At 41.3% G+C, this 26531-nt stretch carries 30 protein-coding genes and 1 tRNA gene; 9 read left to right on the plus strand and 22 right to left on the minus strand.

The features are described 5' to 3' along the window. Positions 1-49: 49 nt before the first annotated feature. From RDV63_RS00400 to RDV63_RS00460, 13 genes are all read right to left on the minus strand, one after another. A complete protein-coding gene (locus RDV63_RS00400) occupies positions 50-355 on the minus strand; it encodes a hypothetical protein (RefSeq protein WP_313907565.1) in 306 nt (101 codons plus the stop codon). Positions 356-493: 138 nt separating this feature from the next. Further along, positions 494-943, minus strand: coding sequence for a GNAT family N-acetyltransferase (locus tag RDV63_RS00405; protein WP_313907566.1), 450 nt, complete (start codon positions 941-943; stop codon positions 494-496). Between the two features lie 145 nt (positions 944-1088). Then, the gene (locus RDV63_RS00410) at positions 1089-1556 is read right to left on the minus strand and encodes a hypothetical protein (RefSeq protein ID WP_313907567.1); all 468 of its coding nucleotides are present in this window, start codon (positions 1554-1556) and stop codon (positions 1089-1091) included. 114 nt (positions 1557-1670) lie between these two features. Then, positions 1671-2141 (minus strand): hypothetical protein, encoded by a 471-nt coding sequence (locus RDV63_RS00415; RefSeq protein ID WP_313907568.1) that lies wholly within the window; start codon positions 2139-2141, stop codon positions 1671-1673. A 130-nt stretch (positions 2142-2271) separates the two neighbouring features. Next, the gene (locus RDV63_RS00420; RefSeq protein ID WP_313907569.1) at positions 2272-2634 is read right to left on the minus strand and encodes a hypothetical protein; all 363 of its coding nucleotides are present in this window, start codon (positions 2632-2634) and stop codon (positions 2272-2274) included. A 126-nt stretch (positions 2635-2760) separates the two neighbouring features. Next, on the minus strand, positions 2761-3039 hold the full coding sequence (locus tag RDV63_RS00425) for a hypothetical protein (RefSeq protein ID WP_261259724.1): 279 nt from the start codon (positions 3037-3039) through the stop codon (positions 2761-2763). Positions 3040-3486: 447 nt separating this feature from the next. Then, a complete protein-coding gene (locus RDV63_RS00430; RefSeq protein ID WP_313907570.1) occupies positions 3487-4290 on the minus strand; it encodes an alpha/beta hydrolase in 804 nt (267 codons plus the stop codon). Between the two features lie 129 nt (positions 4291-4419). Beyond that, the gene (locus RDV63_RS00435; RefSeq protein WP_313907571.1) at positions 4420-4776 is read right to left on the minus strand and encodes a hypothetical protein; all 357 of its coding nucleotides are present in this window, start codon (positions 4774-4776) and stop codon (positions 4420-4422) included. A gap of 90 nt (positions 4777-4866) precedes the next feature. Continuing rightward, the gene (locus tag RDV63_RS00440; RefSeq protein WP_313907572.1) at positions 4867-5688 is read right to left on the minus strand and encodes a DUF2971 domain-containing protein; all 822 of its coding nucleotides are present in this window, start codon (positions 5686-5688) and stop codon (positions 4867-4869) included. Between the two features lie 118 nt (positions 5689-5806). Then, positions 5807-6316: a hypothetical protein gene (locus RDV63_RS00445; RefSeq protein ID WP_313907573.1), complete on the minus strand. Its 510-nt coding sequence runs from the start codon at positions 6314-6316 to the stop codon at positions 5807-5809. A gap of 139 nt (positions 6317-6455) precedes the next feature. Beyond that, positions 6456-6707 carry a hypothetical protein gene (locus tag RDV63_RS00450; RefSeq protein WP_313907574.1) on the minus strand — a complete coding sequence of 84 codons (252 nt, stop codon included), beginning with the start codon at positions 6705-6707 and terminating at the stop codon, positions 6456-6458. Positions 6708-6810: 103 nt separating this feature from the next. Beyond that, on the minus strand, positions 6811-7341 hold the full coding sequence (locus RDV63_RS00455; RefSeq protein ID WP_313907575.1) for a hypothetical protein: 531 nt from the start codon (positions 7339-7341) through the stop codon (positions 6811-6813). 778 nt (positions 7342-8119) lie between these two features. Then, positions 8120-8713 (minus strand): pentapeptide repeat-containing protein, encoded by a 594-nt coding sequence (locus RDV63_RS00460; RefSeq protein WP_313907576.1) that lies wholly within the window; start codon positions 8711-8713, stop codon positions 8120-8122. A 249-nt stretch (positions 8714-8962) separates the two neighbouring features. Between RDV63_RS00460 and RDV63_RS00465 the strand changes: the two genes are divergently transcribed. Continuing rightward, complete coding sequence (locus RDV63_RS00465) at positions 8963-9937, plus strand: integron integrase (RefSeq protein ID WP_313907577.1); 975 nt, start codon at positions 8963-8965, stop codon at positions 9935-9937. A gap of 73 nt (positions 9938-10010) precedes the next feature. On the opposite strand, the gene leuD is transcribed toward RDV63_RS00465, so the two are convergent. Genes leuD through leuA form a run of 4 tightly spaced genes read right to left on the minus strand, consistent with a single transcriptional unit; the run spans position 10011 to position 14747 of the window. Continuing rightward, on the minus strand, positions 10011-10613 hold the full coding sequence (leuD, locus tag RDV63_RS00470; protein WP_313907578.1) for a 3-isopropylmalate dehydratase small subunit: 603 nt from the start codon (positions 10611-10613) through the stop codon (positions 10011-10013). Then, positions 10610-12031: a 3-isopropylmalate dehydratase large subunit gene (gene leuC / locus RDV63_RS00475; protein ID WP_313907579.1), complete on the minus strand. Its 1422-nt coding sequence runs from the start codon at positions 12029-12031 to the stop codon at positions 10610-10612. Before leuC ends, leuD begins: the two co-directional genes overlap by 4 nt. 2 nt (positions 12032-12033) lie before the next feature. After that, positions 12034-13173, minus strand: coding sequence for a 3-isopropylmalate dehydrogenase (gene leuB, locus RDV63_RS00480; protein WP_313907580.1), 1140 nt, complete (start codon positions 13171-13173; stop codon positions 12034-12036). Further along, positions 13170-14747 (minus strand): 2-isopropylmalate synthase, encoded by a 1578-nt coding sequence (leuA, locus tag RDV63_RS00485; RefSeq protein ID WP_313907581.1) that lies wholly within the window; start codon positions 14745-14747, stop codon positions 13170-13172. Before leuA ends, leuB begins: the two co-directional genes overlap by 4 nt. A gap of 554 nt (positions 14748-15301) precedes the next feature. Between leuA and RDV63_RS00490 the strand changes: the two genes are divergently transcribed. The 7 genes from RDV63_RS00490 to RDV63_RS00520 all read left to right on the plus strand — a co-directional run bounded on the left by RDV63_RS00490 (position 15302) and on the right by RDV63_RS00520 (position 20605). Further along, positions 15302-15388 (plus strand) — tRNA-Leu (locus RDV63_RS00490). Positions 15389-15911: 523 nt separating this feature from the next. After that, the gene (locus RDV63_RS00495; protein WP_313907582.1) at positions 15912-16121 is read left to right on the plus strand and encodes a hypothetical protein; all 210 of its coding nucleotides are present in this window, start codon (positions 15912-15914) and stop codon (positions 16119-16121) included. Positions 16122-16291: 170 nt separating this feature from the next. Beyond that, entirely contained in the window at positions 16292-17710 is a 1419-nt protein-coding gene (locus RDV63_RS00500; protein ID WP_313907583.1) for a HAMP domain-containing sensor histidine kinase, read from the plus strand. Further along, positions 17707-18303, plus strand: a complete 597-nt coding sequence (locus RDV63_RS00505; protein WP_313907584.1) for a hypothetical protein — start codon at positions 17707-17709, stop codon at positions 18301-18303. Before RDV63_RS00500 ends, RDV63_RS00505 begins: the two co-directional genes overlap by 4 nt. After that, complete coding sequence (locus tag RDV63_RS00510; RefSeq protein ID WP_313907585.1) at positions 18290-19639, plus strand: sigma 54-interacting transcriptional regulator; 1350 nt, start codon at positions 18290-18292, stop codon at positions 19637-19639. The genes RDV63_RS00505 and RDV63_RS00510 overlap by 14 nt, the downstream gene beginning before the upstream one ends. Before the next feature lie 29 nt (positions 19640-19668). Next, the gene (locus RDV63_RS00515; RefSeq protein WP_313907586.1) at positions 19669-20022 is read left to right on the plus strand and encodes a DUF2288 domain-containing protein; all 354 of its coding nucleotides are present in this window, start codon (positions 19669-19671) and stop codon (positions 20020-20022) included. 31 nt (positions 20023-20053) lie between these two features. After that, on the plus strand, positions 20054-20605 hold the full coding sequence (locus RDV63_RS00520) for an acyl-CoA thioesterase (protein ID WP_313907587.1): 552 nt from the start codon (positions 20054-20056) through the stop codon (positions 20603-20605). Here RDV63_RS00520 and RDV63_RS00525 read toward each other — a convergent pair. Then, a complete protein-coding gene (locus RDV63_RS00525) occupies positions 20602-21003 on the minus strand; it encodes a thioesterase family protein (RefSeq protein WP_313907588.1) in 402 nt (133 codons plus the stop codon). The two genes, RDV63_RS00520 and RDV63_RS00525, sit on opposite strands and share 4 nt — an antisense overlap. 222 nt (positions 21004-21225) lie before the next feature. Here RDV63_RS00525 and RDV63_RS00530 point away from each other — a divergent pair, with 222 nt between their 5' ends. Then, positions 21226-21924: a 2OG-Fe(II) oxygenase gene (locus RDV63_RS00530; protein ID WP_313907589.1), complete on the plus strand. Its 699-nt coding sequence runs from the start codon at positions 21226-21228 to the stop codon at positions 21922-21924. A gap of 45 nt (positions 21925-21969) precedes the next feature. Here the strand turns inward: RDV63_RS00530 and RDV63_RS00535 are convergent, their stop codons facing one another. Genes RDV63_RS00535 through RDV63_RS00550 form a run of 4 tightly spaced genes read right to left on the minus strand, consistent with a single transcriptional unit; the run spans position 21970 to position 26469 of the window. Beyond that, the gene (locus tag RDV63_RS00535; protein WP_313907590.1) at positions 21970-22425 is read right to left on the minus strand and encodes a GNAT family N-acetyltransferase; all 456 of its coding nucleotides are present in this window, start codon (positions 22423-22425) and stop codon (positions 21970-21972) included. 32 nt (positions 22426-22457) lie between these two features. Then, positions 22458-24881 carry a bifunctional diguanylate cyclase/phosphodiesterase gene (locus RDV63_RS00540; protein WP_313907591.1) on the minus strand — a complete coding sequence of 808 codons (2424 nt, stop codon included), beginning with the start codon at positions 24879-24881 and terminating at the stop codon, positions 22458-22460. 3 nt (positions 24882-24884) lie between these two features. Then, the gene (locus tag RDV63_RS00545) at positions 24885-26072 is read right to left on the minus strand and encodes a hypothetical protein (protein WP_313907592.1); all 1188 of its coding nucleotides are present in this window, start codon (positions 26070-26072) and stop codon (positions 24885-24887) included. Further along, positions 26062-26469: a hypothetical protein gene (locus RDV63_RS00550; RefSeq protein ID WP_313907593.1), complete on the minus strand. Its 408-nt coding sequence runs from the start codon at positions 26467-26469 to the stop codon at positions 26062-26064. The genes RDV63_RS00545 and RDV63_RS00550 overlap by 11 nt, the downstream gene beginning before the upstream one ends. Positions 26470-26531: the final 62 nt, after the last annotated feature.

Consider the following 26531-nt stretch of genomic DNA (forward strand, 5'->3'; position numbering starts at 1 on the left):
TTTAACTTAATTGGATGAGTGGATGAAATATCGATCAGCCTAACGCTTATTATAGTGCGACTCTGCCAACAAAACCGACAATTACCAAAAGCATACCGCTATAAAAAACCTTTTCAGAGATTTTCTCTCTATGGCTTTTAAATCTGAATTTGAGAGCTTCAGAAAGTTTTAAAAATATGAACTCCGGAATTAATGCAAATGCCAAAATAAATAACACACTACCGAAACTTGATACAGTAATAAACGTCACTGTTCCTTGCTCATTAGTTTTTAGCACGATACTTACAAAAATCGCAGCGGCAAAACAAAATAATACCGAGGACAAAATTTTATGTTTTAATTTGGGGCCTAACATCAAAACTCCTTTAAGCGCTATAACGCCGCGTTAAGTGGTGAACAACGCAGCCACCTAACCTAAATCATTGTGCCGTAAACACTTAAGCTGAATCAAACCAAAACTGCCAAGCGTTGTGAATCCGTCTTAAACGCTTTGTTATGCCTGTAGTTTCAGGAAGTAATGATACGTCCCTGACTCCCGTTCATAACCTAACGATTCATACAGTTTCTGGGCGTTTACATTACTCTCTGCTGTCTCTAAAGCTAGACCTTCCACATTGTCCTCTAATCCCATAGCTTTCGCTGCATTCATTAGCTTCTTCGCCACGCCTTGCCTTCTTGCTGTGTCTGCAACGTACAAGTCATTCAGAACCCAAGTTCTAGCCGCAGAAACAGAAGAAAAGCTAGGATACAGTTGAGTAAAGCCTAGCCCATTGCCTTGCTCATCAAGTGCTAGAAATATAACTGATTCATTATTATTTAATCGAGATTCAATAAATTCACGTGCAACATTGAGATCACTTTTTTGACCATAAAACACTCGATATGAATCGAAAAGAGGAGAAATCACGTTTAAGTGTTCGACTTTTGCTTTTACTATTTCCATGTATCAAATCCATTTTTTGTAGAAAGGCATAACGCCCAACTTTGGGGCAGTAACATGCAGGCTTAACTTGGAGCGAAGCGACAGAAGCCTGCATGTTACTGTCCCAGCGAACGCAGTGAGCGACAACAGTTGTTTGTTATGTGCTTTACTCACCAAGCCACTCAAATCGAGCTTTTCTGGCTATTTGATTGAATTCGGCCTTATCTATTTTGCCCTCAGACAGGTCTTCTTCAGCTGCCATTATTGTTTTTTGGTAACTGTATTCAATCTCAGCAAGAACATACCCTAATTTCCTTTCTGTAATGCACCCTTTTTTATAACACTCTATTGCTAATTTCCTATTCCACGATTTACCCGCTGGAGGATCGGGTAGAGAAAAATCCTTTTCGAGTAGTGAGTTATCGGTTATAGAGTACCCCGCCGCTATCGACTCTTTAGCACATTGATAAAGCATATAATCAATTGAGTCTTGTAATCCATGAAGATGCCAATCAAACCCAGCAATACAACCACCAACTATTTTTCCATTTCGATCAATGATGTCAATTCGCCGTTCAGCACACGCCGACAACATAATCAAAAGGATTGTAAAACTCAAAAGCTTTAAATGCATAATCTCAACTTTTGAAGCACATAACGCCGTTTTAAGCGGCAAATTGTAGTTGGCTAAAATAAGTGAGGCACGAATAAAAAGCCAACTGTAATTTGTCTGACTTGAAAACCCTTGTTATATTTTTACTTCACTAATTTGAATGGGTGTTTTGCCAATAATCTGGCTATTATTTTTACCAGTTTTTTGGTGTATTGCTACAAAATACTCCATTGGGTATTTGATATTGGACAACTGTTCTTTAGAAGGGGAAAATGTTTTATCAAGTAAAGTGGGCCATGTAATTGATATTTCACCATTGGCTTTATCCAACTGACAAGGTATTCGCTTACCTGTTGAAGTAGAAGTTGTAGTTCCATCCAGAGCTAAAAACTGTACGGAGCAGTTGTATAAATTAGCCCCCTCGGCATACTCAGATATTTGATAGTCAAAGGATAATTTTAGTTTATGTTGCCTTTTTTTTAAGTTATAAACTTCTTTAACTTCAAGGTTTGATATAAAAGCCTCTCCCACTTCGAAGTTGGAATAATCAGTTGATGCACAACCAACTAAAGTTAAAAAAGTAATTGAAGTTACAAGTTTTTTCATTTCATTTTCCTTAATGATTAATTTACACCTAACGATGTGATAAAAATATAACGCCCAAATTTAGCGCGGAAAGCCGCGCAGCGGGTTGACGTCGCAGCCAGCGCTTTTTGCTGGCGATAAAATTTGTTTGTTATATTTTTTTGGCCGTTACTTCGACCTTATAAATATTTTTACCCTCTGTGCCAATCTCGATAACTGCTTGCTTTTCAAGCGCTACACGCAATACAGGCTCTGCAAACTTACTAAATGAACCATCCTCAAATTTGTGTAACGATGACGTCAAGGTAACGACCTCATCATTGAGGGTTGGCGTAACATCAAACATCAACACATCTTTCGCGGTAATTGATTGTAATTGACCACTTTTACCCTGTATTACGTCTGCTGCAACAAGCTCGTTATTCAGGTAAACACTGACATTTAACTCTAAAGGTTCATTAGCAAAAGCAGAAAATGCAGCGACAAGGGATAAAACAGAGAGTACTTTTTTCATTAAATTATTTCCTTATAAAACAATTGGGTTGGGTTACGTAAAAATATAACGCCCGCCACAAACGCGAGCAACTTGTTGCGAGTCGAGCCGCGAAGCGGCGTTTTGGTGGCGTTTGTTATACGTAGATTATGCACCGTACTTTATTCTAAAGAGCTGCTTCAGCAAATCAGTGCGTTTGACATTTGAATAACCAACACTACTAATAGCTATCGCAATTGGTAGTAATTGCATTGTTGTCCATGACACCGAAAACCAAGTAAACACAAATATCCAGATAATCATTCCCGCACAAAAAATTGCGGGTATATAACTCAGTCGATGTAATTGTCTCTCGATACGTTCAATTTGTTTTAGTTTTTGGTACTCATCGAGTGCATTAACATCTTCAATTGAATTAAGCTCCATCTGCTGAATCTCCTCTACGTATAACGCCCGCAACACACGCGAGCAACTTGTTGCGAGTCGAGGGCCGAAGGCCCGTTGTGATTGCGCTTGTTATGTACCATTACTAATGATGGATGCCACTGCCGAAAAACTTATTTTGGCAATCATTGCACTCCATTTTAATTGGTAACGGTTGCGCCCCTGTAATAGCTAACAAAGCTAACCCAAATGGATAAAGTATGAAGTTTGGAAGATAGCTCCGAATTACATGGATATTTTCAGAATTGCATTGACTGCAATGACAGTACAAATGCTCTTCAATGTATTTTTGTGGCATATAGCCTCCATTTCATTTAAGCCCGACCAAAGAATGATGAGCAGAACTATCTTGGTACATAACGCCGCAATAAAAGGCGAGCGTTAGCGAGTCCAGCCCACGTCTTTTGTGGGCGATTTTTAATTGCTTTGTTATATGCTCTTGCCTTTTTGGTGTTCGAACAAAAATCTAAATCCATTTAATAACCCAGCTGGCAAAACAAGCCCATGAGGTACATCTTGAAATTTATCTGACTTGAAACCTAAATTCTTAGGTAAGTACTTTTGTATTGCAGGCTCTAAAGAATCGTATACTTCACGCATTTCACCACCTTCATTCCCAATACTGATATAAAGAAAATTTTCAAGGTTAGGGGAGTTTTTTACAAATGCTTTAAACTGTTTGAGTGTTTCTCGAGCTCCCCACCAAACCGCGGGACTGTACGCTAAATGAGCTTGAAACAAATGAGGACGTGATTGAAGACTATGTAAAACAAATAGACCACCAATTGACGAGCCAACAATGGTTTTATTATCTGATGTTCGATATTGCTTATTTATCTGAGGTATTAATTCTTTTTCAATGAAATCTAAAAATTTATCAGCCCCTCCTCCTTGCCCTACTGGACCTCGAGGGTCGTAATTAACTGTTGGAGCAAGATCTCTTGTTCTATTTGTATTATATATGCCTACTACAATATGTTGATGAGCTTCATTTGCCAAATGCATTCTATGGAGCAAGCTCGCTGTTAACTCTAGTTCAGTTTCAGCGTCCAACACATATATTACAGGATATTTTTCATTTTTATTTTCAAAATAACCGTCAGGCAACTTAACAACTATTTTTCGTTCCTCAGATAGATTTTTTGATTCAAGACTAAAAACCTCACTAGAAACATTTGCATAAGCTAAGTTCAAACTTAAAATTGCAATTAGAATGAATATATATTTTTTCAAAACTATAATTCCTTTTTATCGTTGACATTGTAGAGCATATAACGCATTACTAATGGTCTGCCGCAGCGCAGCGTAGGCAGTCCCGTGGAGGCCGCGCCGTTTGTGGCCGGAACGAAATTTAGTAACTTGTTAGGTATTGTTTGAAACATAGCCAATGAACTTACTTTTGAACAATAGCCATATAACGCTAGTAAACGCCGCAGCAGCGCAAACAGCCTGGACTGCCGCAAAGTGATTGCCATACGAAATTGAGAAATACACAGCGGGCATCACCGTCAAAAAACCACCCAACCAATCATTATTCCTACGCCACAAAAACGGTAATACAAGAGCGGTATACAGACCATAGGGAATACTTAAAAATAATAAGGAGTAAATTGGCCTCTCAAAAAAGCTCATCACCAAAAAAATGACAGTAAATATCGCCAAAAACCACCGTGCATCACCAATCGTTTGGATGAATGCTTTTTTACTAGATGACTGCATCATTCTTACCTAACGCTTGCAGCATGCGCGGCTTTGTAGTGAAGGCAGAGCCGCAACGAAAAAGCCGTCGCTGTGCCTGCGATTGTTAGCTCATTCATTGGGGATTAGAATTTTCTCAAGATCCCAAGTTTTATCGCTCATCTCGCATTTGTACAACAACAGGTTCTTTTTCTTCATGTCAGAAATTATTTTCTTCATATTTTCTTGGGTCACACTTTTTCCATCTATATTTTTTGTAAAGTTCTTTCCGAAGAAAACCTCTTTGATGGCATCCTCGGGAACTGACAAGCAATATAGTTTTCTTTTGCCTATATTTATATCTCGCCATGTACCAGCATTGTTTTTGTATGTGGCTTCTCGAAAGCCACTAGCTGTAGGCGGACATCTTACGTTTTTCACAACCCTTACTTCTTCCTCGTATGCCCACTCAACTGATTTATAAAGAAAAGCGGATTTGTAGAATTCGTAGCAGCTGTCATCAAATTTTTCTATATCTGAACCAATTTCCTGTAGGTCTGAATCTGAGGGCATTGGCAATACAATTCTGGGTTTTGTCTTTGTATAGATGATTTCGCCATAGCTCGCAGGAATCACGTTTGACTGAAGATCAAAAAAACCTGCCTTATTTGCATCGAACCCTATCACCATACCCTTATGTGAATCTGCATAATGAGACCACATAAGTGCGTTAAGCGGTTGCCTTGTTAAAGAAAGCACGCCGAAATTATCATTGCACCTACTTTTCACTATAGGGACAGCGATCTCCTCCAACTCCCTCCGCTCTTCGTCTTCATACTTAAATGCGGACATCTCAAATGGATCGTTAAAATCCTTTGGTGACGAAAAACCGATAGACGAGTTATTTATAATCGCCATCCCACCCTCAAAAGAAACGTACTTATACAAAATCATGTCGACATTCGCCTCCTGGCTATCGAGCTAACGCTCGGGCTAAACGGCGCGAACGCAGTGAGCGTCCTGCGGAGTGATACGGAGCGAATTTAAGTCGCCTGTTATGCGTAATGAGCACCTACAAAAACTCGACTTTTAATGCTTCAGACCGCTCAACAGTACAGCTATATATCTCATCCCAATTTGCAGGCGTTGGAGTTTTAGTTAGCTTATTACAAAGGTTGTCTTTTTCGTATTCATTAATTTTCATAACTTCCACCCAGCAAGCCGACTTTACTTCCTCCAGCAACCCTTCTGATTTTGTTGATATAAGGCCGTAAAATCTTATTTGGGAGGGAGATTGCCTCGCCTGTAGCCTATTCCAATCTTCTTCCACTTTGGCTAACTCTTCTGAATATTTAGACTCAAATTTCTCTAATTCTTCTTGGTAGATGGTGTATTGCTTTTGCCACTGTCCATCTTTCGAATCAACGGTTACATAATGTTTGTATTTCGGTTTTTGAGAAGCAATTTCCGCTGGTAAAGCTGGACACATATCTGTAAGTTCAAGTTTTGGTTCCAGTTCAGCTTTTTGTTCGCAGCCAACCAAAATAAAAATGGCGCAAGTGCCTACCAAAAATTTATACATTTATACTCCTAGTAATTCAGATTTTTAGAAAACTTTAGTTAGCTGGATATGTCTAGATTACGCATAACGCCGCGCACAACGGCGAGCGTAGCGAGTCCAGCCAGCTTGCTGGCGATGTTGCTGCGCCTTGTTATACCCATTATTGAAACTTTTGATGACTTTGAATAAGAGTACAGCTCGGTTCATTTTCTCTATCACTATTTGTGAGATCGTATGCGGCTTTCACTGCTTTGCCTATGGATTGATTAACTTGATTTAAACCAACGGTTTCGACCGCCCTTAAGTATGCTTGCATCAATTCACGATCATTTTGAATGATAGTAAAAATCTCATTTGTAATTTTTGAATTCAATACTTCTATTGCTCTATTTGCAATTTCTTCTGGTGTCATTCTTTATTCTCCATTTTGGTATAACGCCCAAATTTAGCGCGGAAAGCCGCGCAGCGGGTTGACGTCGCAGCCAGCGTTGTTTGCTGGCGATAAAATTTGCTTGTTATAGCGCGACTGAACCGATTAAACCGGTTATGGCTAATACACCAGCACTAATAATTAGCTTGTCTGAAATTTGATGTCGCTTACTGGCACCTACTTTTTGAAAAGCCTCAGACATAGGTAAGAATAGTTTTTCTGGGGCAAGACCGATTGAAATACACCCAAGTGCGCCAGCTATACCCTTTATAAACTCAAAAAAGTTGAATACATCGAACTCGAAAATTTCTAGTACTGTATTAAGAAATATGGCCGCGCCTAAAGTCAAAAAGATAAATGACGCAATTTTGTACTTCCGTTTATCTCCTATCATCCAAACTCCATTTAGCGCTATAACGCTCAAAACAGCGGCGCGGTACGCGTCCGCCTGCTTTTGCTTGTTAGCAGCCTGAACCGGACTTGCGCGGCTTGCCGCACTGGCAAACCTGAACAACGGCAAGCTGCATTTATTAAAAACTACACCAGCCAACTGCGATACGGCGAGCCAACCGGAACCTGAAAAATTGTTAAGCGAAGCTACGAAGAACAACGCCAATTAACTAACCGTTTGCAGCAAACCCACAAACGGGCGAGCTTTGACTATTTGCCAGTGCTGCTTGGAAAGCCGAACACGAGCGATGCCCGAACAAAACTACTGACTAAACCCCTTAAAACTTTGAATGCCTGCTAACGCCCAAAGCAAGCGCGCGGTACGCGTCGCCGTGCCTTTGTTTGTTAGCAGCCTGCACCGGACTTGCGCGGCTTGCCGCACTGGCAAACCTAAACAACGGCAGACTGCTTTTAATTAAAACTAAGCCAGTTAACTGCGATACCGCGAGCCAACCGGAACCTGTAAAACTGTTAAGCGAAGCCACAAAGAACAACGCTACCGCCACCACTGTTTGCAGCAAAACCCGCAAACTGGCGAACTAAACCTTTTGGCGCTGCCGCTAGGAAAACCAAACGCGAGCAGTGCCGGAACAAAACTACTGACTGAAACTGTTAAAACCCGAACAACGGCAAGCTGCTTTTAATTAAAACTAAACCAGTTAACTGCGAAACAACGCACTAACCGGAACTTGTAAAACTGTTTAAGCGAAGCCACAAAGAGCAACGCCGCTGTGCCAACAAAGATTGCACCTAACCAACAAACTGGCGAACTTTAATGGCTTGGTTTTGCTGCTATAGAAAACGAAACACGAGCAATGCCAAAATAAAACTACAAACTAAAACCGTTAACACCCGAAACCTGCTAACGCTCGGCTAAACGGCGCGAACGTAGCGAGCGTCCGGCGGAGTGGAACGGAGCGAATTTGAGCCGCTTGTTATGCATTTTAAAGCAACTCTATTTCTAAAAAGTCAAGTAGTCTGATTGCTTCGAAACGATCAAATTTTGCTTTTTTTATTTTGTTTATAAAAATATTAATATCGAAATCAGTTGCACCTGAAAAGTTTACTCCTGATAAATTCGTATCCGCAAATGTAGAGCCGGAAAAGTCAGTATTCATAAAGTTAGAGCTACTAAAATCTCCACTTCTAAAATCAACATTGTGCGCCATACAGTTTTCAATGACTAGATCTTGCAGTGATAATCCATAAAATGAACTTTCGCTAACAATACAGTCATAGAATTGAATAGGCGAACTGAATATCAGTCTAGGCCAAGCCACTTTAGTCCAATCAATACCAATTAGTTTCGAATCCCGAAATGTAACATCAGAGAATTTGCTGTACTCCATCTTCACTATGCTTAAATTACATTTTGAGAATTCACAATCGACAAAATTAGATCTACTAAAAATAGCTTCAGAAAAATTACATCCTATAAAAGTACAGCCATCGAACTCTTTTGAGGAGATTCTTCTTTCAGAAAAATCTTCACCTTCAAATGTCTTTGACCAGTACTCCTTTTCGTCTCCAATACTCACTCTATATCCTCGCGACTCTATGAAGCATAACGCTTATTGGGCGGAAAGATCCGTATTTAAACACGGACTTTTCCGCCTTTGTAAATTTATTGTGTTGAACATTACGTAATAATTTATGAATTTACAATAGATTAAATGCTTAGAATAACTTTTGTTTGGTGTGAAATACGGAAATTTCCATCTAACAAGGCACAAGTAACACTTTCAGCTATACTGTTTATTTAAACAGCACTTCTTAGGAGGTAAGTTATGCCTGCGTCGTCACCATTCTTACACTATATCGCTGAAGAAATGCATACTCGTCGTTATGCTAAACGCACTATAGAAACTTATTTATATTGGATTAAGTTTTTTATTTTATTCCACAAAAAGCAGCACCCCAAAGATCTGTCGAATGAGCATGTAGAGCAATTTTTAACTTATTTGACCGTAACGCGACACGTTGCGGTGCAAACTCAAGCTTTAGCACTTAATGCGTTAAGTTTTCTTTATAAAGAGATATTAAAGCGGCCGCTGGCGTTGAACCTTAATTTTAATCAGTCTACCAAAGCCCGAAAATTACCCGTGGTGTTAACCCAAACCGAAGTTAAGCGGCTATTGGCTACTATTGATCCGCAGTATTTGCTATTAACGCAGCTACTATACGGCAGTGGCTTGCGGTTAATGGAAGCAATAAGGCTACGGGTAATTGCCATTGATTTTGACTATTTATCGCTAATGGTATGGCATGGTAAAGGCGGTAAACACCGTAGGGTTACGCTAGCGCCAGAATTAATAGAACCACTACGCCGGCAAATTAGTCTGGTCGACGCTTTTTATCAACAGGATATGCAAACGGATAGCTTTGCAGGGGTATGGTTACCTTTTGCGTTGGCGCGTAAGTACCCCGCCGCACCAAAAGAATTAGGCTGGCAATACTTGTTTCCGTCAGCACGCTTAAGCATTGAGCCGCGAACCACTTTTATGCGACGGCATCATATTGATGAGTCAGGTTTACAAAAGGCCGTACGCACTGCTGCGAAAAAAGCTGCCATAGCCAAAAACGTAACCTGCCATACTTTGCGCCATAGCTTTGCCACGCATCTTTTAGAAGCAGGTATGGATATTCGCACTGTGCAAGAGCAACTTGGCCATTCTGATGTTAAAACCACCCAAATTTATACCCATGTATTGAAACAAGGCGGCAATGCGGTAAAAAGCCCGCTGTCGCAATTAACGCTGTAACATTTAAGCCGTAAAACCAGCTGGCATTTACTCAGCTGGTTTTTATATAAAAAAGCATTTTAAAAAGTGTGCTTTAACCCAACCAAGGCTGATTAGCTTTTCGCTGTTGCTCGTAGCTGGCTATTTGCGGGTTTAGTTGCTCGCTGCTGCCAATGAAGTCTAGCCCGGATAGCAAACGCTGTTTAATGTCTGGGTCGATACTAAAACCCATAGCAGCATTGTTGCCGAACAGTATTTCTTGGTTTTGTAAGTCAATTTGCCAGTTTTGCGGCTCTTGCTGGCAGCGGTCAAATAGCAGTTCAATATTGGTTTTACTTAATTGAATTAATAACATGCCGTTGTTAATGCTGTTATTAAAAAAAATATCGGCAAAGCTTTGTGCAATAATAACGTTAAAACCAAACTGTTGAATGGCCCAAGGGGCGTGTTCACGGCTAGAGCCGCAGCCAAAATTAGCTCGGGTTAATAATATAGTGGCGCCAGCATATTGAGGCTGGTTAAGCACAAAGTTCGGGTTAAGGTTGCCGTTGGCTAAATAACGCCAGTCAAAAAACAGGGCATCGGCAAAGCCATCACGGCTAACACTGGTTAAAAACTGTTTAGGAATTATTTGGTCAGTATCTATGTTATTTTTATCTAGCGGGCATACTCGCCCTTGGCTGAATATAGTGCTCATGCTGGCTCTCCTTGTGGTTGTTCAATAGCGGCAATGTTGACAAACTTACCGGCAATAGCGGCGGCAGCGGCCATAGCAGGGCTAACTAAGTGGGTGCGTGAACCGCGCCCTTGGCGGCCTTCAAAGTTACGGTTGCTTGTTGAGGCGCAGCGCTGGCCAGCGCCGACGCGGTCGTCATTCATACCCAAGCACATGCTGCAACCGGGTTCGCGCCATTCAAAACCAGCTTGCTTAAATATTGTGGCTAAGCCTTCTTGCTCGGCTTGACGTTTTACAATGCCGGAGCCTGGCACCACTAACGCCCGCACACCTGTCGCCACTGTTTTACCTTGCACTAGGCTGGCCGCGGCGCGTAAGTCTTCAATGCGACTATTAGTGCAGCTGCCTATAAACACCACATCTACTGGGTAGTCGGTTAGCTTAGTGCCGGCAGTTAGTCCCATATACGCCAAAGCGCGCTCTGCCGCTTCGCGTTTAGTGGCATCAGCAAAATTGCTTGGCTCGGGGATGCTTTGGTCAACGGCAATTACTTGTTCGGGGTTGGTGCCCCAAGTAATTTGCGGGCTAATGATGCTGGCATCAATAACTACGGTTTTATCAAACTCAGCATCATGATCTGAATACAGGCTTTGCCAATATTGCACTGCCGCTGGCCAATGCTCGGCGCTGGGTGCATACGGTTTTCCTTGTAAATAAGCAAAGGTGACGGCATCTGGGGCAATTAAGCCAGCTTTAGCGCCCATTTCTATGCTCATATTACATAGCGTCATACGGGCTTCCATGCTTAAGCCTTTAATAGCACTGCCGCAAAACTCGGCTACATAACCATTGCCACCCGCTGTGCCTAACTGGCCTATTATTGCCATTATGATGTCTTTAGCTGTGACATAAGGGCTTAATTTGCCGTTAATTTCTACTTTTAAGGTTTTAGCGCTTTGCTGGGGTAGCGTCTGGGTAGCTAAAACATGCTCGACTTCTGAGGTGCCAATACCAAAAGCTAAAGCACCAAAAGCACCATGGGTAGAAGTATGCGAATCGCCACACACTATAATCATGCCCGGTTGGGTTAGGCCTTGCTCGGGGCCAATAACATGCACTATGCCTTGGTTAGGATGATTAAGATCGAACAGTTCAATTAGGTTTTCATCACAGTTTTTTGCTAACGCTTCCAGTTGCTGCCGGGCAATATCGCCTGCGGCTTCTAAAGTGCGTATTTGGGTAGAAACGTTGTGATCCATAGTAGCAAAGGTTAAGTCGGGCCGGCGCACCTGACGATTAGCTAACGTTAAGCCTGAAAACGCCTGCGGCGAAGTAACTTCATGAATAAAGTGCCGATCAACATACAATAAGTCGGTACTAGGGTTTAGTTTAGCCACCACATGGCTAGCATAAATTTTATGATATAAGGTTTGGGCCATGGTTAGTTTACTCCTACAGTTGCTATGGCTTGGCTAGTTAGTACTGGCATGCGGTTTATAATGGCAACAACGGCTGCGCCAACGGCAACCGTGCTGTAAATCGATTTAGGATCGATATCTTGGGTAACAATATGTTGAGCTAAACATTGCTGCACGGCTTGCTCTATGGCTGCGGCAGCATCGGGCTGGTTACAACTAAAGCGCAACATTAAAGCGGCACTTAATATTTGTGCTATTGGGTTAGCAATGCCTTTGCCGGCAATATCAGGCGCACTGCCACCGGCGGGTTCATATAGGCCAAAGCCTTGTTCATTTAAGCTAGCTGATGGCAATAAGCCTAGCGAGCCGGCAATAGCGGCAATTTCGTCAGATAAAATATCGCCAAATAAGTTATCGCATAACAGAACATCAAACTGCTGCGGGCTGCGAATTAACTGCATAGCCGCATTGTCGATATACATATGCTCTAGCTCAACTTCTGGATACTGCTTAGCTAGGTTGGTCACGGTTTCACGCCATAGCACACTGGTTTGCAACACATTGGCTTTATCAATAGAAGTAACTTTTTTACTGCGGGTTAAGGCAGCCTTAAAAGCCACATGGCTAATACGTTCAATTTCAGTTTTGCTGTAACGCTGAGTGTCGTAGGCACTATTAGCTGTGCGGCCTTTTTCACCAAAATAAATACCGCCTGTTAGTTCACGCACGCACAATACATTCATGCCTAAGCAACTTACTCGCGGGTGCAGCGGCGATAAGTCAGCAAATTCTGGGTAAATTTGCCCAGGCCGTAAATTTGAGAATAAATCAAAATGTTTACGCAGCGGCAATAACGAACCACGCTCAGGTTGCTGATCAGGCGCTAAATTTGCCCACTTAGGGCCACCCACAGAGCCAAATAAAATGGCATCGCTTTGCTGGCAAAGCTGTAACGTAGCAGCAGGTAATGGCTGGCCAGTGGCATCTATTGCTGCGCCGCCAACTAAAGCTGGCATTAAGTTAAGCGTAAACTGAAACTTGTTTGCCACAGCTTGTAGCACTTTAACCGCTTCGGCCATTACTTCAGGGCCTATACCGTCACCACTTAACACCGCAATATTGTAATGGTTTTTAGCTTGTTGGCTTGGTTGTGACTTATTCATATAGCACCTACCGCTGCGGTTTTTAGGCTACGGCTATGCTTATAAGCATCTATTGTTTGGGCGCGCTGGATCATATTTAGCACATGAACATAAGCCAATACTGAAGCGCGCACTATATCTGTGGCCAAGCCAGCACCATGAAAATGCCTTCCTTCATGCTCGGCAGTAATGTCTACTTGGCCTAAAGCCGACTCGCCACTGCCTTTAGCTTGCAGGTTATAATTGACCACTTTAACTTGTAATTTGCTAATACGGCTAATGGCATTAAAGGCCGCTTCAACAGGGCCATTACCGGTGGCCGCTTCGGTTATTAATACTTCATCGCAATGCAAGCCTACCGTCGCGCTTGCCACTTGGCCGGTATCAGTGGTAGAGCTTAAAAATGCCAAACGATAATAATCATCTGGTTCTTGTAAAGTTTGAAAGAACACTAAGGCTTCTAAGTCATAATCGAACACTCGGCCTTTTTCATCGGCTAGGCTAATAAAGCTGTTATACACAGCGTCTAAATCGTAATCGTCTTGGCTGTAACCTAATTGAGCTAAACGATGCTGAATAACATGGCGGCCAGAGCGCGACGTTAAATTAAGCTCGTTTTGACGAATGCCCACTTGCTCGGGCGCCATAATTTCATAGGTGTTTTGTGCTTTTAATACACCGTCTTGGTGAATACCTGAGCTGTGAGCAAAAGCATTCTCGCCTACTATGGCTTTGTTTGGCTGAATAGGCATATTGCAAATTTGGCTAACTAAGTGGCTGCTGCGGTAAATTTCTGTGGTTTTAATTTGTGTATACAGCGGCTGAAAAATATCCTTACGGGTATTAATAATCATAGCCACTTCTTCTAATGAGCAATTACCTGCTCGTTCGCCAATGCCATTCACGGTGCACTCTATTTGCCGCGCGCCAGCTTGTATGGCACTAACGCTATTGGCAACGGCTAAACCTAAATCGTTATGACAATGTACGCTTAACCGGGCTTTATCTATGTTGGCCACTTTATGCTTTAAAGCCGAAATAATGGCCGAAAACTCATTAGGCACTGTATAGCCCACAGTATCGGGAATGTTAATAGTGGTAGCGCCAGCAGCTATGGCGCGCTCTACTATCCAGCATAAGTCATCTATAGGCGTGCGCCCTGCATCTTCACACGAAAACTCAATATCGTCGGTATAACGGCTGGCTAACTTAATGGCCGCTACGGCTTGCTCGCTAGCTTGGGCTAAGGTTTTGCGCAATTTGTATTGTAAATGCAGGGGTGAGGTTGCAATAAAGGTATGAATACGTCGGCGTTCAGCATACTGCAACGCTTGGCCACAAGCTTCAATGTCGGCCGCAACAGCGCGGGCTAAGCCGCAAATAACCGGGCCTTTAATTTCCCGGCCAATTTGTTGCACAGAGCTAAAGTCTCCTGGGCTAGACACCGGGAAACCTACCTCCATAACATCTACATTTAATCGCGCTATAGCATGAGCTAATTGCAGCTTTTGCTTTTGACTTAAACTAGCACGAAGGGCCTGCTCGCCATCGCGCAAGGTAGTGTCGAAAATCCAAATTTTATTATCACCGTTCATCTTGTTAGTCCTGTTGCGGTTAATTAGCAGTTAACGGGCACATTTTGGACGGGATAAAAAGCAAAAAACCCCGGCCAATGGCACGGGGTTCTTTATTATTAGTATCGTTACATTTTTACCAATAAGCAGCACCCCGCACACCGTTACGGAGTACGAGGAGGTTAAAGATAGAAACACAACAATTAAAATTCATTAGTAATTTTTAACTCTTAATATTTATTCAGCTTAACAAAAGTTATGGCCTAAGCCAGTATTAAGGCTAATAGTAATAACATGCAATATTTTTAACTGCAACAGTGTAGATAGCTAAAATGTTAGTTTACAGCGTTTTTATTTAAACAGTGCCCAGCTAAAGCAATTTAACCAAGCGACCACTTATGTCAGCCAATACTCGTTATTTATGCTAAACAGCACTAAAACCGGCTTAAATCTAACAAAAAATAAGCAATCAGCAACAAGATAGTGATTTTATGCAGAAAACCACTTGCATCTTAGTTCAAGGTTAAATACTATGTGCGCCGTCTGACCAAGCGTATTTATTACGCCGCAACTCTGCCCGGGTGGTGAAATCGGTAGACACAAGGGATTTAAAATCCCTCGATCGAAAGGTCGTGCCGGTTCAAGTCCGGCCCCGGGCACCATTTATCCCCCTAGTTTAAATTCAGCTACTACAATATTTCATTACATAAATTGCCCTGAAAACTGTGTATCTAATATAACACCGTTATAGCGATTTTTACTGCTATTGCTTTAATTCTATATTGATTTAACTGGCCTAATTCAGTTCCCACTTACTACCTATATAAACTTTGTATTTATAAACAATAACTTAGACTTAACGTCTCCATTTACCTACACACTAAGCCATTGAAATATATAACTTAATTAAATTCACCGCCTTTAGTGTCTCTAAACTGCGACAGTGTAAGCTTAGCTTAGGTTCAGTTTTATTAATTCACCTTTAAAAACATTCATAACTAATTGTATTTAATGATAATTAAATACACGCAAATCATTGGCACAGACTTTGCTTTAACTATAGTAACGATAGCTTAGCAGCATGTTGCAAACACAAAGTTTTCAGGTTTTATAGCCAACAATAGTGTCTTTGCCAGATGTTGCTGCAAGTAGTTAGATGGCGATAGCCGTATTTTGGAGGAAGTTATGGATTTATTTTTATTAGGTACAGTTATGTTTCTGCTTGCTAATGTTGCAGTGGTTATCAAGATGCTGCGCCGAGTAAATTTGCATAACGACAGCGTATTAGCTTGGGAGCAAGCTCAGTTAACTCCTGTTGCTACGCCGGTACTGCAATACCCCGTAGCATTAGCACCACTTCAACCGCAAACGGTATTTTTAGCCGAAGCCGCTTAAGTGTAACAACTCCCCAATTTCAACCTTAGGGTTGGAGCTTTATGGCCAGTACCCCACTGGCCTTTTTTTTGCTTGTTTGTTGCTAGATTAAAAAGCACTCTGCTACAAACTTGGCTATTGATGTATGCTACAAGTATTAATAATTGCTAACGATAATATTGAAGTCTTATATGCGCTTTTCTTTGCAAACAGCCTCACTTAGGCAGCTAGTTATATTAAGCTTTTTTATGGCGCTAATTCCGGTGGCGGTGCTGCTGTGGCAAAGCCATACTTCGCTTAGCGGTGTGAGTAAAAATGCAGTTTCTGAAGCCGAGTCTGCGGTAACAAGCGTGCGTCGGGTTGAAAACATGCAAAATACAGTAGTAGATATTGAGCGTGCGGTACGCCAGTTTACTATTGTTAAAACCCCTGCGCTGGCTCAAGTTGCGGCTAACCATTTAGATAACTATCAGCAAATATTACAACCTATTTGTCAAAGCCTAGCGCAAGCTAGCTTATGTCAGTCACAACAAGCTTCTTTACTGCAACTACAAGCTGATTTTCAAATATTAAATAGTAAGCAGCTAGAGCCATTAATTTTGCAGTTTAAACAGCAACAACAGCAACTGACACAAGCGGTTTGGTCGATGTTAGAGCAAAACCTGCAGGATCAGCAGAATTATGTGGTGCAAAGCCAGCAACAGCTTGCTTGGCAAACCGTTTTGTTAGTGATTATTACTTTGCTGCTAGTATTGTGGGCATCTGGCCGCATTGCTGCGCCCGTTAAGAAGCTAGATATTATGATCCGCGCTATTGGTCAGCAACATCAATTTCCGGATGAAAAGCTTGTTGGCCCCAAAGAGCTAACTGAGCTAGGTGAGCAATTGCGCTGGTTAAGCGCTCGCCTGCAGCAATTAGAAGCCTTACGCTTAATATTGCTGCGCCATGCTTCTCATGAGCTAAAAACGCCTCTTTCTAGTATTCGTGAAGGTTGCGCTTTGTTAACCGAACAACTTGTAGGCCCGTTAAACCCCCAACAATTAGAGGTGGTTGGCTTATTAAATGGTAGTGCCGATAGGCTAAGCTTATTAACCGAGCAGCTTTTAGACTACAATCGTTTATTGCAGCAAGCCAGACCTGAACTGGATTGGCATTCACCGCAACGCTTATTTAGCCAGTGCTTTACCGATCATGCCCTATCACTGCAACAACGTGAACAGAACATAGAGTTAGATTGCCAGATCAGTGCTATTTTTACCGATGAAACCTTATTTAGACGTATACTAGACAATTTAATTAATAATGCCCAAGCCTATGGCAGTCAGGGCAGCCCTGTATGGGTTAAGTTATACCAACAAGAGCACCAATTAGTGCTAGATGTTGCCAATAATGGCACACCGATCCCTACTGCATTAAAGCGTTCGTTATTTGAACCTTTTCAACGGGGAACAACCCCTAGGTATGATGCGGTGCAAGGCTCTGGGTTGGGCTTGTCTATTGTTGCTGACTGCGCCAGATTATTAGGTGGCCATGCCGATATCGTGGATGTTATTTATGCTGATGTCTGTATTCGCGTGCGCTTGCCATTGTTAGGGGAAAAAACCGGATGAAATTTTTATTACCGCTGCTAACGGTATTTATGCTGATGGGCTGCCAAATCACTCAGCCAGAGCCAACAAATTCAACGCCTGAGATTGCCAGTAATCTGCCTGAGTTAACAGCCACTACTGAACCTCAAATTGAACAAATCAGCTCATTAACTATTTCTGATAGTCCAGAATCTTTATTAGCTTGGGTTGAGTTTCGCGCTCAACTACTAAACCAAGCAGCTAACGAGCGGGAGCAATTAAACCAGTTAGACACTACTGACGATGTGACTGAGCTAAAACGCATTATTTTACAGCTACACCCAGATACGCCTTACTTAACTCGGCTTAGGCTGCAAATGCAACTAAGCGAAAAGCTAGCATTATTACCTAATCCTTTGGCCAATTTATTAAGCTGGGATTTCGCTTTTAACCAAAAATTATTAGAAACTGAGTCTGCAGTGAGCGCCTTAACTCGGCTTAATGCCCAGCAGCAAAACAATATTGATAAGTTACGTAAAACCAATAAAGAATTACAAAAGAAAATTGACGCCCTTACTCAAATAGAAGCTCAACTTAACCAACCGACCATTGAGGTTAATAATGGCCAACCCTAAGCCTCGCTTACTGCTTGTAGATGATGACCCTAGCCTATTACGCTTATTAACCCTGCGCTTAGAGGGTGAAGGCTATCAAGTATTTACTGCTGACAGTGCAGAAACAGCCTTAACGCTATTACCAAAACATTCACCTGATGTGGTATTAAGCGATTTACGTATGCCCGGCCTTGATGGCATGAGCCTGTTTGACGAAATAGCCAAGCGTTATGCCGGTTTGCCTGTGGTGCTGATGACAGCTCATGGCTCTATCCCAGAAGCTGTCGCCGCTACCCAACGCGGAGTTTTTGGTTTTTTAACTAAGCCTTTAAATCATGCTGAACTACGAGATATTTTGCAGCGAGCCATACGGCAGTCTGTGCCAGAGCAAGCAACATGGCGGGCAGCCATAGTTACCCGTGCTAAAATTATGGAAGATGTGCTAGAGCAAGCTTACCGGGTAGCACAACGTGATGTTAGTGTGTTAATTACCGGCGCCAGCGGTACAGGTAAAGAGCTCTTAGCGCAGGCTATTCATCAAGCTAGCCCTCGTGCTAAGCAAGCTTTTGTTGCGATTAACTGCGGTGCCTTGCCCGAGCATTTATTGGAATCAGAGTTGTTTGGCCATACTAAAGGCGCTTTTACCGGTGCCGTAAATGAACATGGCGGCTTGTTTCGTGAAGCTGATGGCGGTACCTTATTTTTAGATGAAATTGGTGATATGCCAGCGCCATTACAAGTTAAATTACTTCGCGCCTTGCAAGAGCAACAAATTCGCCCTGTAGGCAGCAGTAAAACTATTGCTATTAATGTGCGGGTAATATCAGCGACTCATCGTGACTTACAGCATGGCATGGCCGATGGCAGTTTTAGGGAAGATTTATATTATCGTTTAAATGTAGTCAACCTTAAATTACCAACCTTGCAGCAAAGGCCAGAGGACATTCCACTATTAGCTCGCCATGTTTTACAACAAAGCGTGGCAAGGCATCAAGTGGATGTAAATCGCTTTTCTGATGATGCTTTGCAATTGCTAGCTACTGCTAAGTGGCCGGGCAATGTGCGGCAGTTAGTGAACGTGGTTGAGCAATGTGTAGCCTTAACAAATAGCCCTGTTATAGGGGCAGCGCAAGTTGAACAAGCCTTAGCCCAAAATAGCAGCTTTTGGCCATCATTAACGGAAGCAAGAGATCAGTTTGAACGCCAATATTTAATTCGAGTATTAAAAGTGACTGAGGGTAATGTTACCCGAGCGGCAGAATTAGCTGGCCGTAATCGTACAGATTTGTATAAACTATTAAAAAAGCATGATCTTAGTGCCGCACAAGTGATTGAACAAGATCAGGACGCTAAATAATTCAGTTCATAAAGTATAGAGAGAGCCAGATGAGTATTACACCACCTGACGCCCACTTAGCCGAAGACGCAGAAGATCCGGCATTAATAAGAGCTAAAATAATTAGCGAAACGGCAAAAATAAGCTGGTTAGAATTGCAAAAATTTTATGCTGCAGGTTCTGTTATAACCGTGCAACCAACATTAGACTTAATTGATGTGGCCTTTGCTTTTAGCCAAGACGATAAAGCCCAAGTTGCCAGCTGGTTAGCAAGTGGCAGCATAAACCGCACCAGTAAAGAGCAAGCGCAGCAGTGGTTTGATAAAGAAACCCAGTTATGGGCTGTGGTTATTTCGCCATGGATTTTAGTCCAAGATAAGCCTGACCCAGCAACCCTAAATTAACCGGCCACTAGGCTTAAGCTAAGAGTAAAACATGACCGATAGTTTTCAAAAAACCAATAGTTCACGGGTAACCTTATCGCAGCTAATGCTACCATCACACTCTAACTTTAGTGGTAAAATTCATGGTGGTTACTTATTGTCACTAATGGATCAAATTGCTTTTGCTTGTGGCTCAAAATATAGCGGTATGTATTGTGTTACAGCCTCGGTTGATCGGGTCGATTTTTTAAACCCCATAGAAGTAGGTGAATTGGTTACCTTAAAAGCGTCGGTTAATTATGTTGGTAATAGCTCTATGGTAGTGGGCATTCGCGTTGATGCTCAAAATATTCAAACCGGTAAAGTAAAACATTGTAATTCATCTTACTTCACCATGATTGCAAAAGACGAACAAGGCAATAACATTAAAGTGCCACGGCTTATTTTAACCAGCAAAGAAGATGTATTGCGCTACATGAAAACCATAGAGCGCTTAAAGTTACGCCATAGTTATGCCGAGTTGTGCACTGACTTTAATGGTGATATTCAACAAGCCATAAATAATATAACTAAAAATGGTGATGTTAAGGTGCAGCTTAGTTAAGCACTAGCTACATAAAGGTGTGCCCTTAACTGCTCTAACTGCTGGCCAGTTAAAGGTTTAGCTTTATTGTTATTGTAGTCAAACTGCACCATTACCGCTGTACCCGACACGGTTTTAACGCCTTGTTGCCAAGCTTCTTGATAGACATCAAACGAGCTACCACCAATGCGACTAATATGAGTGCGTATTTCTACTTCAGCACCATAATGGGTTTGAGCGTGATAATCTAGCTTTACGCTAGCCACTATTAACGGCCAATGTTTTAAGTCTAATTCTGGGGTAAAAATACGAAACACACCTTGGCGAGCACCTTCAAACCAAACCGTAAAAACAGTGTTATTAATATGGCCTAAAGCATCAGTATCGGCAAAGCGTGGCTGTAATTTTTCTGTAAACATCTAGACCTCGAATTAAATATTTATCTGGTTAATAACAACAAGCTACTATAGCAAGCAACACTAGGTTAAGTAATAAAACTTAGTTTACCCTAGCTAGTTAGTTGTTATAAGTTTTTACTTTCCCCTCTTGGCCAAATGCAGTAAGGTAACGTAAATTTAGTGTTATCAACTAGTGCTTATTGCTTTATTGCAAAGGTTAAGCTGGGCTTTAGGGCGAAATTTATGACTGATTTTATTGAAATTTATGACAACGCATTAAGTGCTGAGTTTTGTCAGCAGTTAATCAAAACATTTAACACTAGCCCTCACACTACAGCGGGTCGTACTGGGGGGGGCGTAGATCTTACTAAAAAAAATAGTACTGACTTATACCTTAACCAACACCCTGAATACCAACAACAATTACAACAAATTTTGCAAGCAACTACTCACTATGCCGGTGAATACTTTAAAAAGTATCACTTTGCCTTAATTGGCCCCGTTGGTTTAACAATTCAGCATCCTAACTCTGGCCAACCTGTAGCTATTACCCAAGATAATTATGCTGAAATTGGTGCACCAAAAGCATTAGACTTTATGCGTATGCTGTATCGATTGGGGCCTATTCAAGCTCAAAAATATCAAGCAGGCGTAGGTAACTATAAATACTGGCACTCGGAAGTTTACCCGCAACAGGGCAGCACTGAGCCATTACATCGCACACTATTATTTATGTTCTATTTAAATGATGTAACAGAAGGTGGCGAAACAGAGTTTTATTACCAACAAAAATCCATTAAACCAAAAGCCGGTAGAATGGTTATAGCACCGGCTTACTTTACACATACCCACCGCGGTTGTATTCCAAAATCAAATGATAAATATATCCTTACTAGTTGGATTTTATTTAACACTGCAGAACAGTTGTATCAGCCAAAATAATAATGAATTAGAGCAACTTCCGGTCAGAAAACTGGCCGGTCAACCTTAATTGCTGGGTAAAATCATAGTGATATGGGGAATATCGTCTTCTAAATAAGACTCGCCTGCTGTATTAAAGCCAAGTTGTTGATAAAACTGCTCTAAATAGCATTGTGCTGATATATAAATATCCGTTTCTGGCCAGAACTCTTTTACTACACTTATACTTTTTTCTACTAATACTTTACCAAGACCTAAGCGTCTTGCCGTTTGCGACACGCAAAGGCGACCAATAGCCGGAAAGTTTTCAAAAATAAGTCCTGGCGCAAGCACTCTGGCATAGGCGATAACTTTATCACCTTTTTTCAAGATAATATGGCGAGTATTTAAGTCTAAATCTCTATCATCCAACTCTGGATAAGGGCAGTTTTGCTCAACCACAAATACATCTACCCTTAACTGCAACAAATTATATAGCGTTAAGGTATCAAGCTCAGAGAATTTAACTACATGCCATTGCATTTGTTAGCCCTGTAAAAATAAATATAGGTATACTATTTTAGCAATGCCTGTGGCCATTGCTCAATTAATACCTGTTTAATAAAATCGTTAATCTGGGTTTCTGGGATGGGCCGAGAAAAATAATAGCCTTGCAGTATATCACATTGAAACCCTTGTAATTGTGCAACATTCTCTGCGGTTTCTACCCCTTCGGCAACCACTTTCAATCCCAGCTTATGTACCATAGCAATAGTAGAAATAACTATCTGTAAGTCTGCTTCATTCTCCTGCATGCCTTGAACAAAGCTTTTATCTATCTTAATAGTATCTACGGGCATCCGCTTTAAATAATTAAGCGACGAATAACCCGTACCAAAATCATCAATAGCAAAAGTAAAACCTAAGTCTTTTAGCTGATACATCATATCTAAGGTTTGGCTAATATTATTAACTAAAGTGCTTTCTGTTAATTCTAATTCAAAACGTTCGCCACTTAACTGATACTTATCTAGCAACTGAGAAAACTGCTCGGCTAAATCAGCCTGTAAGAACTGAGTTGCCGACAAATTTACGGCAATAGTGACACCTGTTAACCCTTGCTGCATCATCTGTACAGATAGCTGGCAACAACGCTCAAATACCCAATAGCCCACCGCTACCATTAACTGTGCTTGCTCTAAGGCTTCAATAAATACATCTGGTGGCACTGCACCTCGTGTTGGGTGTTGCCAACGTATTAAAGCTTCAAAACTATGTAAGCGATGCTTTGTTAGGCAAACTTTTGGCTGCAAACTCAAACTAAATTGCTGCTCTTTTATCGCTTGTTTTAATTCAGCTTCTAATTGCAGTCGCTCTGCTAAATCTGTCGACATTTGCTCAGTAAATAAGTAATAGCAATTTCGGCCTTGCTGCTTAGATTGATACATAGCTAAATCGGCTTGCCGAGTGAGTTCTGCTGCACTGCTATTAGCATCTTTAGTAAGGCTAATGCCAATGCTAGCACTTAAGGTAAGTTGTGAGCTTGGGGTAGAAAAAGGCTCTATGAAAAGAGTTTGCAATTGCTGGGCGACTTGCTCTGCACTCGCTGGGCCTGAGAGTGCAGTTAATAATAAGGCAAACTCATCACCTCCTACCCTATAAATTGTTGCTAAAGAGCTTAATTGTTGCAGTCGTTTTGCCACAGCGACTAATAACTGGTCGCCTACCGTATGGCTACGGCTATTATTAACATTTTTAAAGTTATCTAAATCAAGAAAGACTAATCCAACGTAATCTATTTTATTAACCAGCTCTAATAATGCTTGGCTTAAGTCGTGCTGAAGACTGTTACGGTTACCTAAGCCAGTTAAGCTATCAAACATAGCCATTTTATGCAGTTCAGCTGTATTTTTTACTAGCTTTTCATCTAACTGTTCTAGCTCATTAGCTAGTGAGGTGACTGATTGCTGAAATGTCGTTAGCTCATCCGGAAACAGGCCTGTTTTAATTTGGCTCTGCTGACGAAACTGACTATATTGGCGTTTAGCTAACAAAGGTAAAGCTTGGGCTAACTGTAAAATTCGTTGGCTCATGCGGCGGGTAGTTACCCAGATTAATAATAGTAATAAAATTAAACTAGCTAGGGCTAACAATAAAATTTGCTGCTGATAACGACGGTTATCTTGCATTACTGTGCTAATGTCTTCTAGCATCAATAGTAAATGTATACTATCGGCATCATCATCTAAATCAATTAATTGTAGATAGTACACCTTGTCATCTACTTCTCTAATTAAGCCATGTTGTTGTATGGTGCTTAACTTAATGTCCTTATCGGTTTCGTTATATAAACGCTGCACTAACGCGTGATCTGACGCTTGGACTATTTTAAATTGTTGCTGCCACGGTAAGCTAGGCTGAATGCTGATAATAGCAACTTCTATGTTTAAGGTTTGATGTAAGTTAAGTAACACATCGGTAAGATCTGTGGTCATTATTAAAACCGCAACTTCGCCTTGCCTATTTAGTAGCGGAATACCTAATTGTTTATAGCATTGCTCTAAACAAAAAATACTAGATTTAGGCTGCTGTAGCTGCAAAACTTGCGCAGATAAATGTTGTGAGGCAGCCAAACCCTTAGGGTTAAATTGATATAATAATTGTTGGTTCTGATCAAATAAGCTGAGCTGTTTTAGACCAAAATTAACTTGTAATGACTCACTCTGACTAGCTATCTCTTGCGCAAAATCATTAAAGTTATTATTTTTATTTTTATTTTGTAAATCAGTAAAAGTTTGAAACCAAGTTAATAATTGCTGCTCTACAGCATAATTATACTGTTGAAAGTATTGCTGTCCCTGAATCCGCTTTTGCTCCTGCTGCCTAGAAAATTGCTCATTAATATGCAAAAAAGATAAACTGGTAAAGCAAATTAAGACTAGAAACAGCAAAACCTGCATTAATAGCAGTACTTTCCACGATAAACTTAAATAGCGCATGGTTTAAAATCGATACATAAGCTGTAATGCATACAACTGCCAATATTCTGCTTGATTATTGGCTATGTCGGGCACTATTACTGGGGACAATCGGCCTACACCTTTTACCCAATGTACTTCTGCGCTTAGGCTTAATGATGAACTAAAATCATAATTTAAACCCGTAGCAAAAGTATGCTGATAAGCAAAATAATCTGCTACCTTACCACCGGTATTAATCTCTAATTCGCGACCCGAGCGATCATTTTTATTATTTACTGAATAGTCAACAAAACCAAATAACCGCCACTGTTCAGTAGGTCGGTATTGCAATAATAAATAGCCGCCTTGGCCAAATTGATTTTGGTTAAACCCATGAGCAAAAAAACCTTCAACTTTTACTCGCTCTTGTTGTAGTTCTAGCGCTAACTCCCATAACTCTTGATGATAACGCATATGTAACATTACCCGCTGCACAGTAAAGTTAGCATCGGTAAATAGCGGTTCATCCTGTCGTGCAAAGCTAAACTCAGTATCAATTAATGATACGCCCATACTTAACCGACTTAAGCTGGGCTGCCAATACAAGCTGGCTTTATGGTCATGCCCTAGCTGCAGCTTGCCACTAACATCTCGACCTAAGAGCATTTTATGTTGTTGATTTGAAATTGGCGTGACGCCATAGCTCCAATTATAGGTAAAATCACCGTAATAATTACTATGCCTTACCTGTAAGGCTACACCATCACTGCTAACGGCAATATCGCGAAAAGCATCAAAATATACCGATTGTGGTAACACTATTGAAGCCCGAGTAAAAGGTACGTCTCGGGTGGAGGAATAAAGCCAATGTTGATTTTTAGAGCGACCTAAGTATAAATTTGCCTGCCAGTCTAATGAGCTATAAAAGTTCCAGTCGACAAATAAATAATCTAGCCTAGCGCCGCTAGGATAACGATTACCGCCCTCTAAATACACCAGTTGACCGGCAATTCGCCACGCCGGCGCTAGACGAACACTGCCATTTATTCCCAGCTCAGTTAAGTTTGTTGAAATTTCATCATCAAAGGCAACAAAGCTATCATCAGATGTTTTTATCAAGCCTTGAGCAATAAAGCCCTGCCAATTGATATCTGCAGCCGTTACAGGGAAGATGGTAAAGCACAATAAAATATAACAATGCTTTAGCAACTTAAAATATTTAGTATTCAATACTAAGCTCCTTAACCCTAACGTCTGTATCTAAAAAGCTGCTATAGCCAATACTTCCGGGGGTGATTTTAAGTTGCTCTAACATCATAGATTCGTCCGCTACTACTGTTGGTCGTGCGCCAGTACCAGAAAAACTTAATCGATCCCAGATCATGCTTAATTGATAAGGGAACAAATATAATTGCTGACGGCTAAATAGCTGATGTTGCGGGGCAGCTTCTGGCAAAATATAGACTTTTATGGGTGAACCATCAGGCCATTGTGTTTGTCGCATAGTAAAAATGCTGCGTAGCTGCGATTGCGTTAACGCATCTAGAGGCACTGAGTTATGCACTACAACTTTAGTCGCAGATAACGGTAGTGAGATTAAAAGCAATAAGAGGCCTAACAGCCGCATATCATTCCTAAGGAATTCACTTCAAATACATTTAAGTTACTTTCATGCACTATTTTTACTCT

The sequence above is a fragment of the Rheinheimera sp. MMS21-TC3 genome, from assembly GCF_032229285.1.
Lineage (GTDB): Bacteria > Pseudomonadota > Gammaproteobacteria > Enterobacterales > Alteromonadaceae > Alishewanella.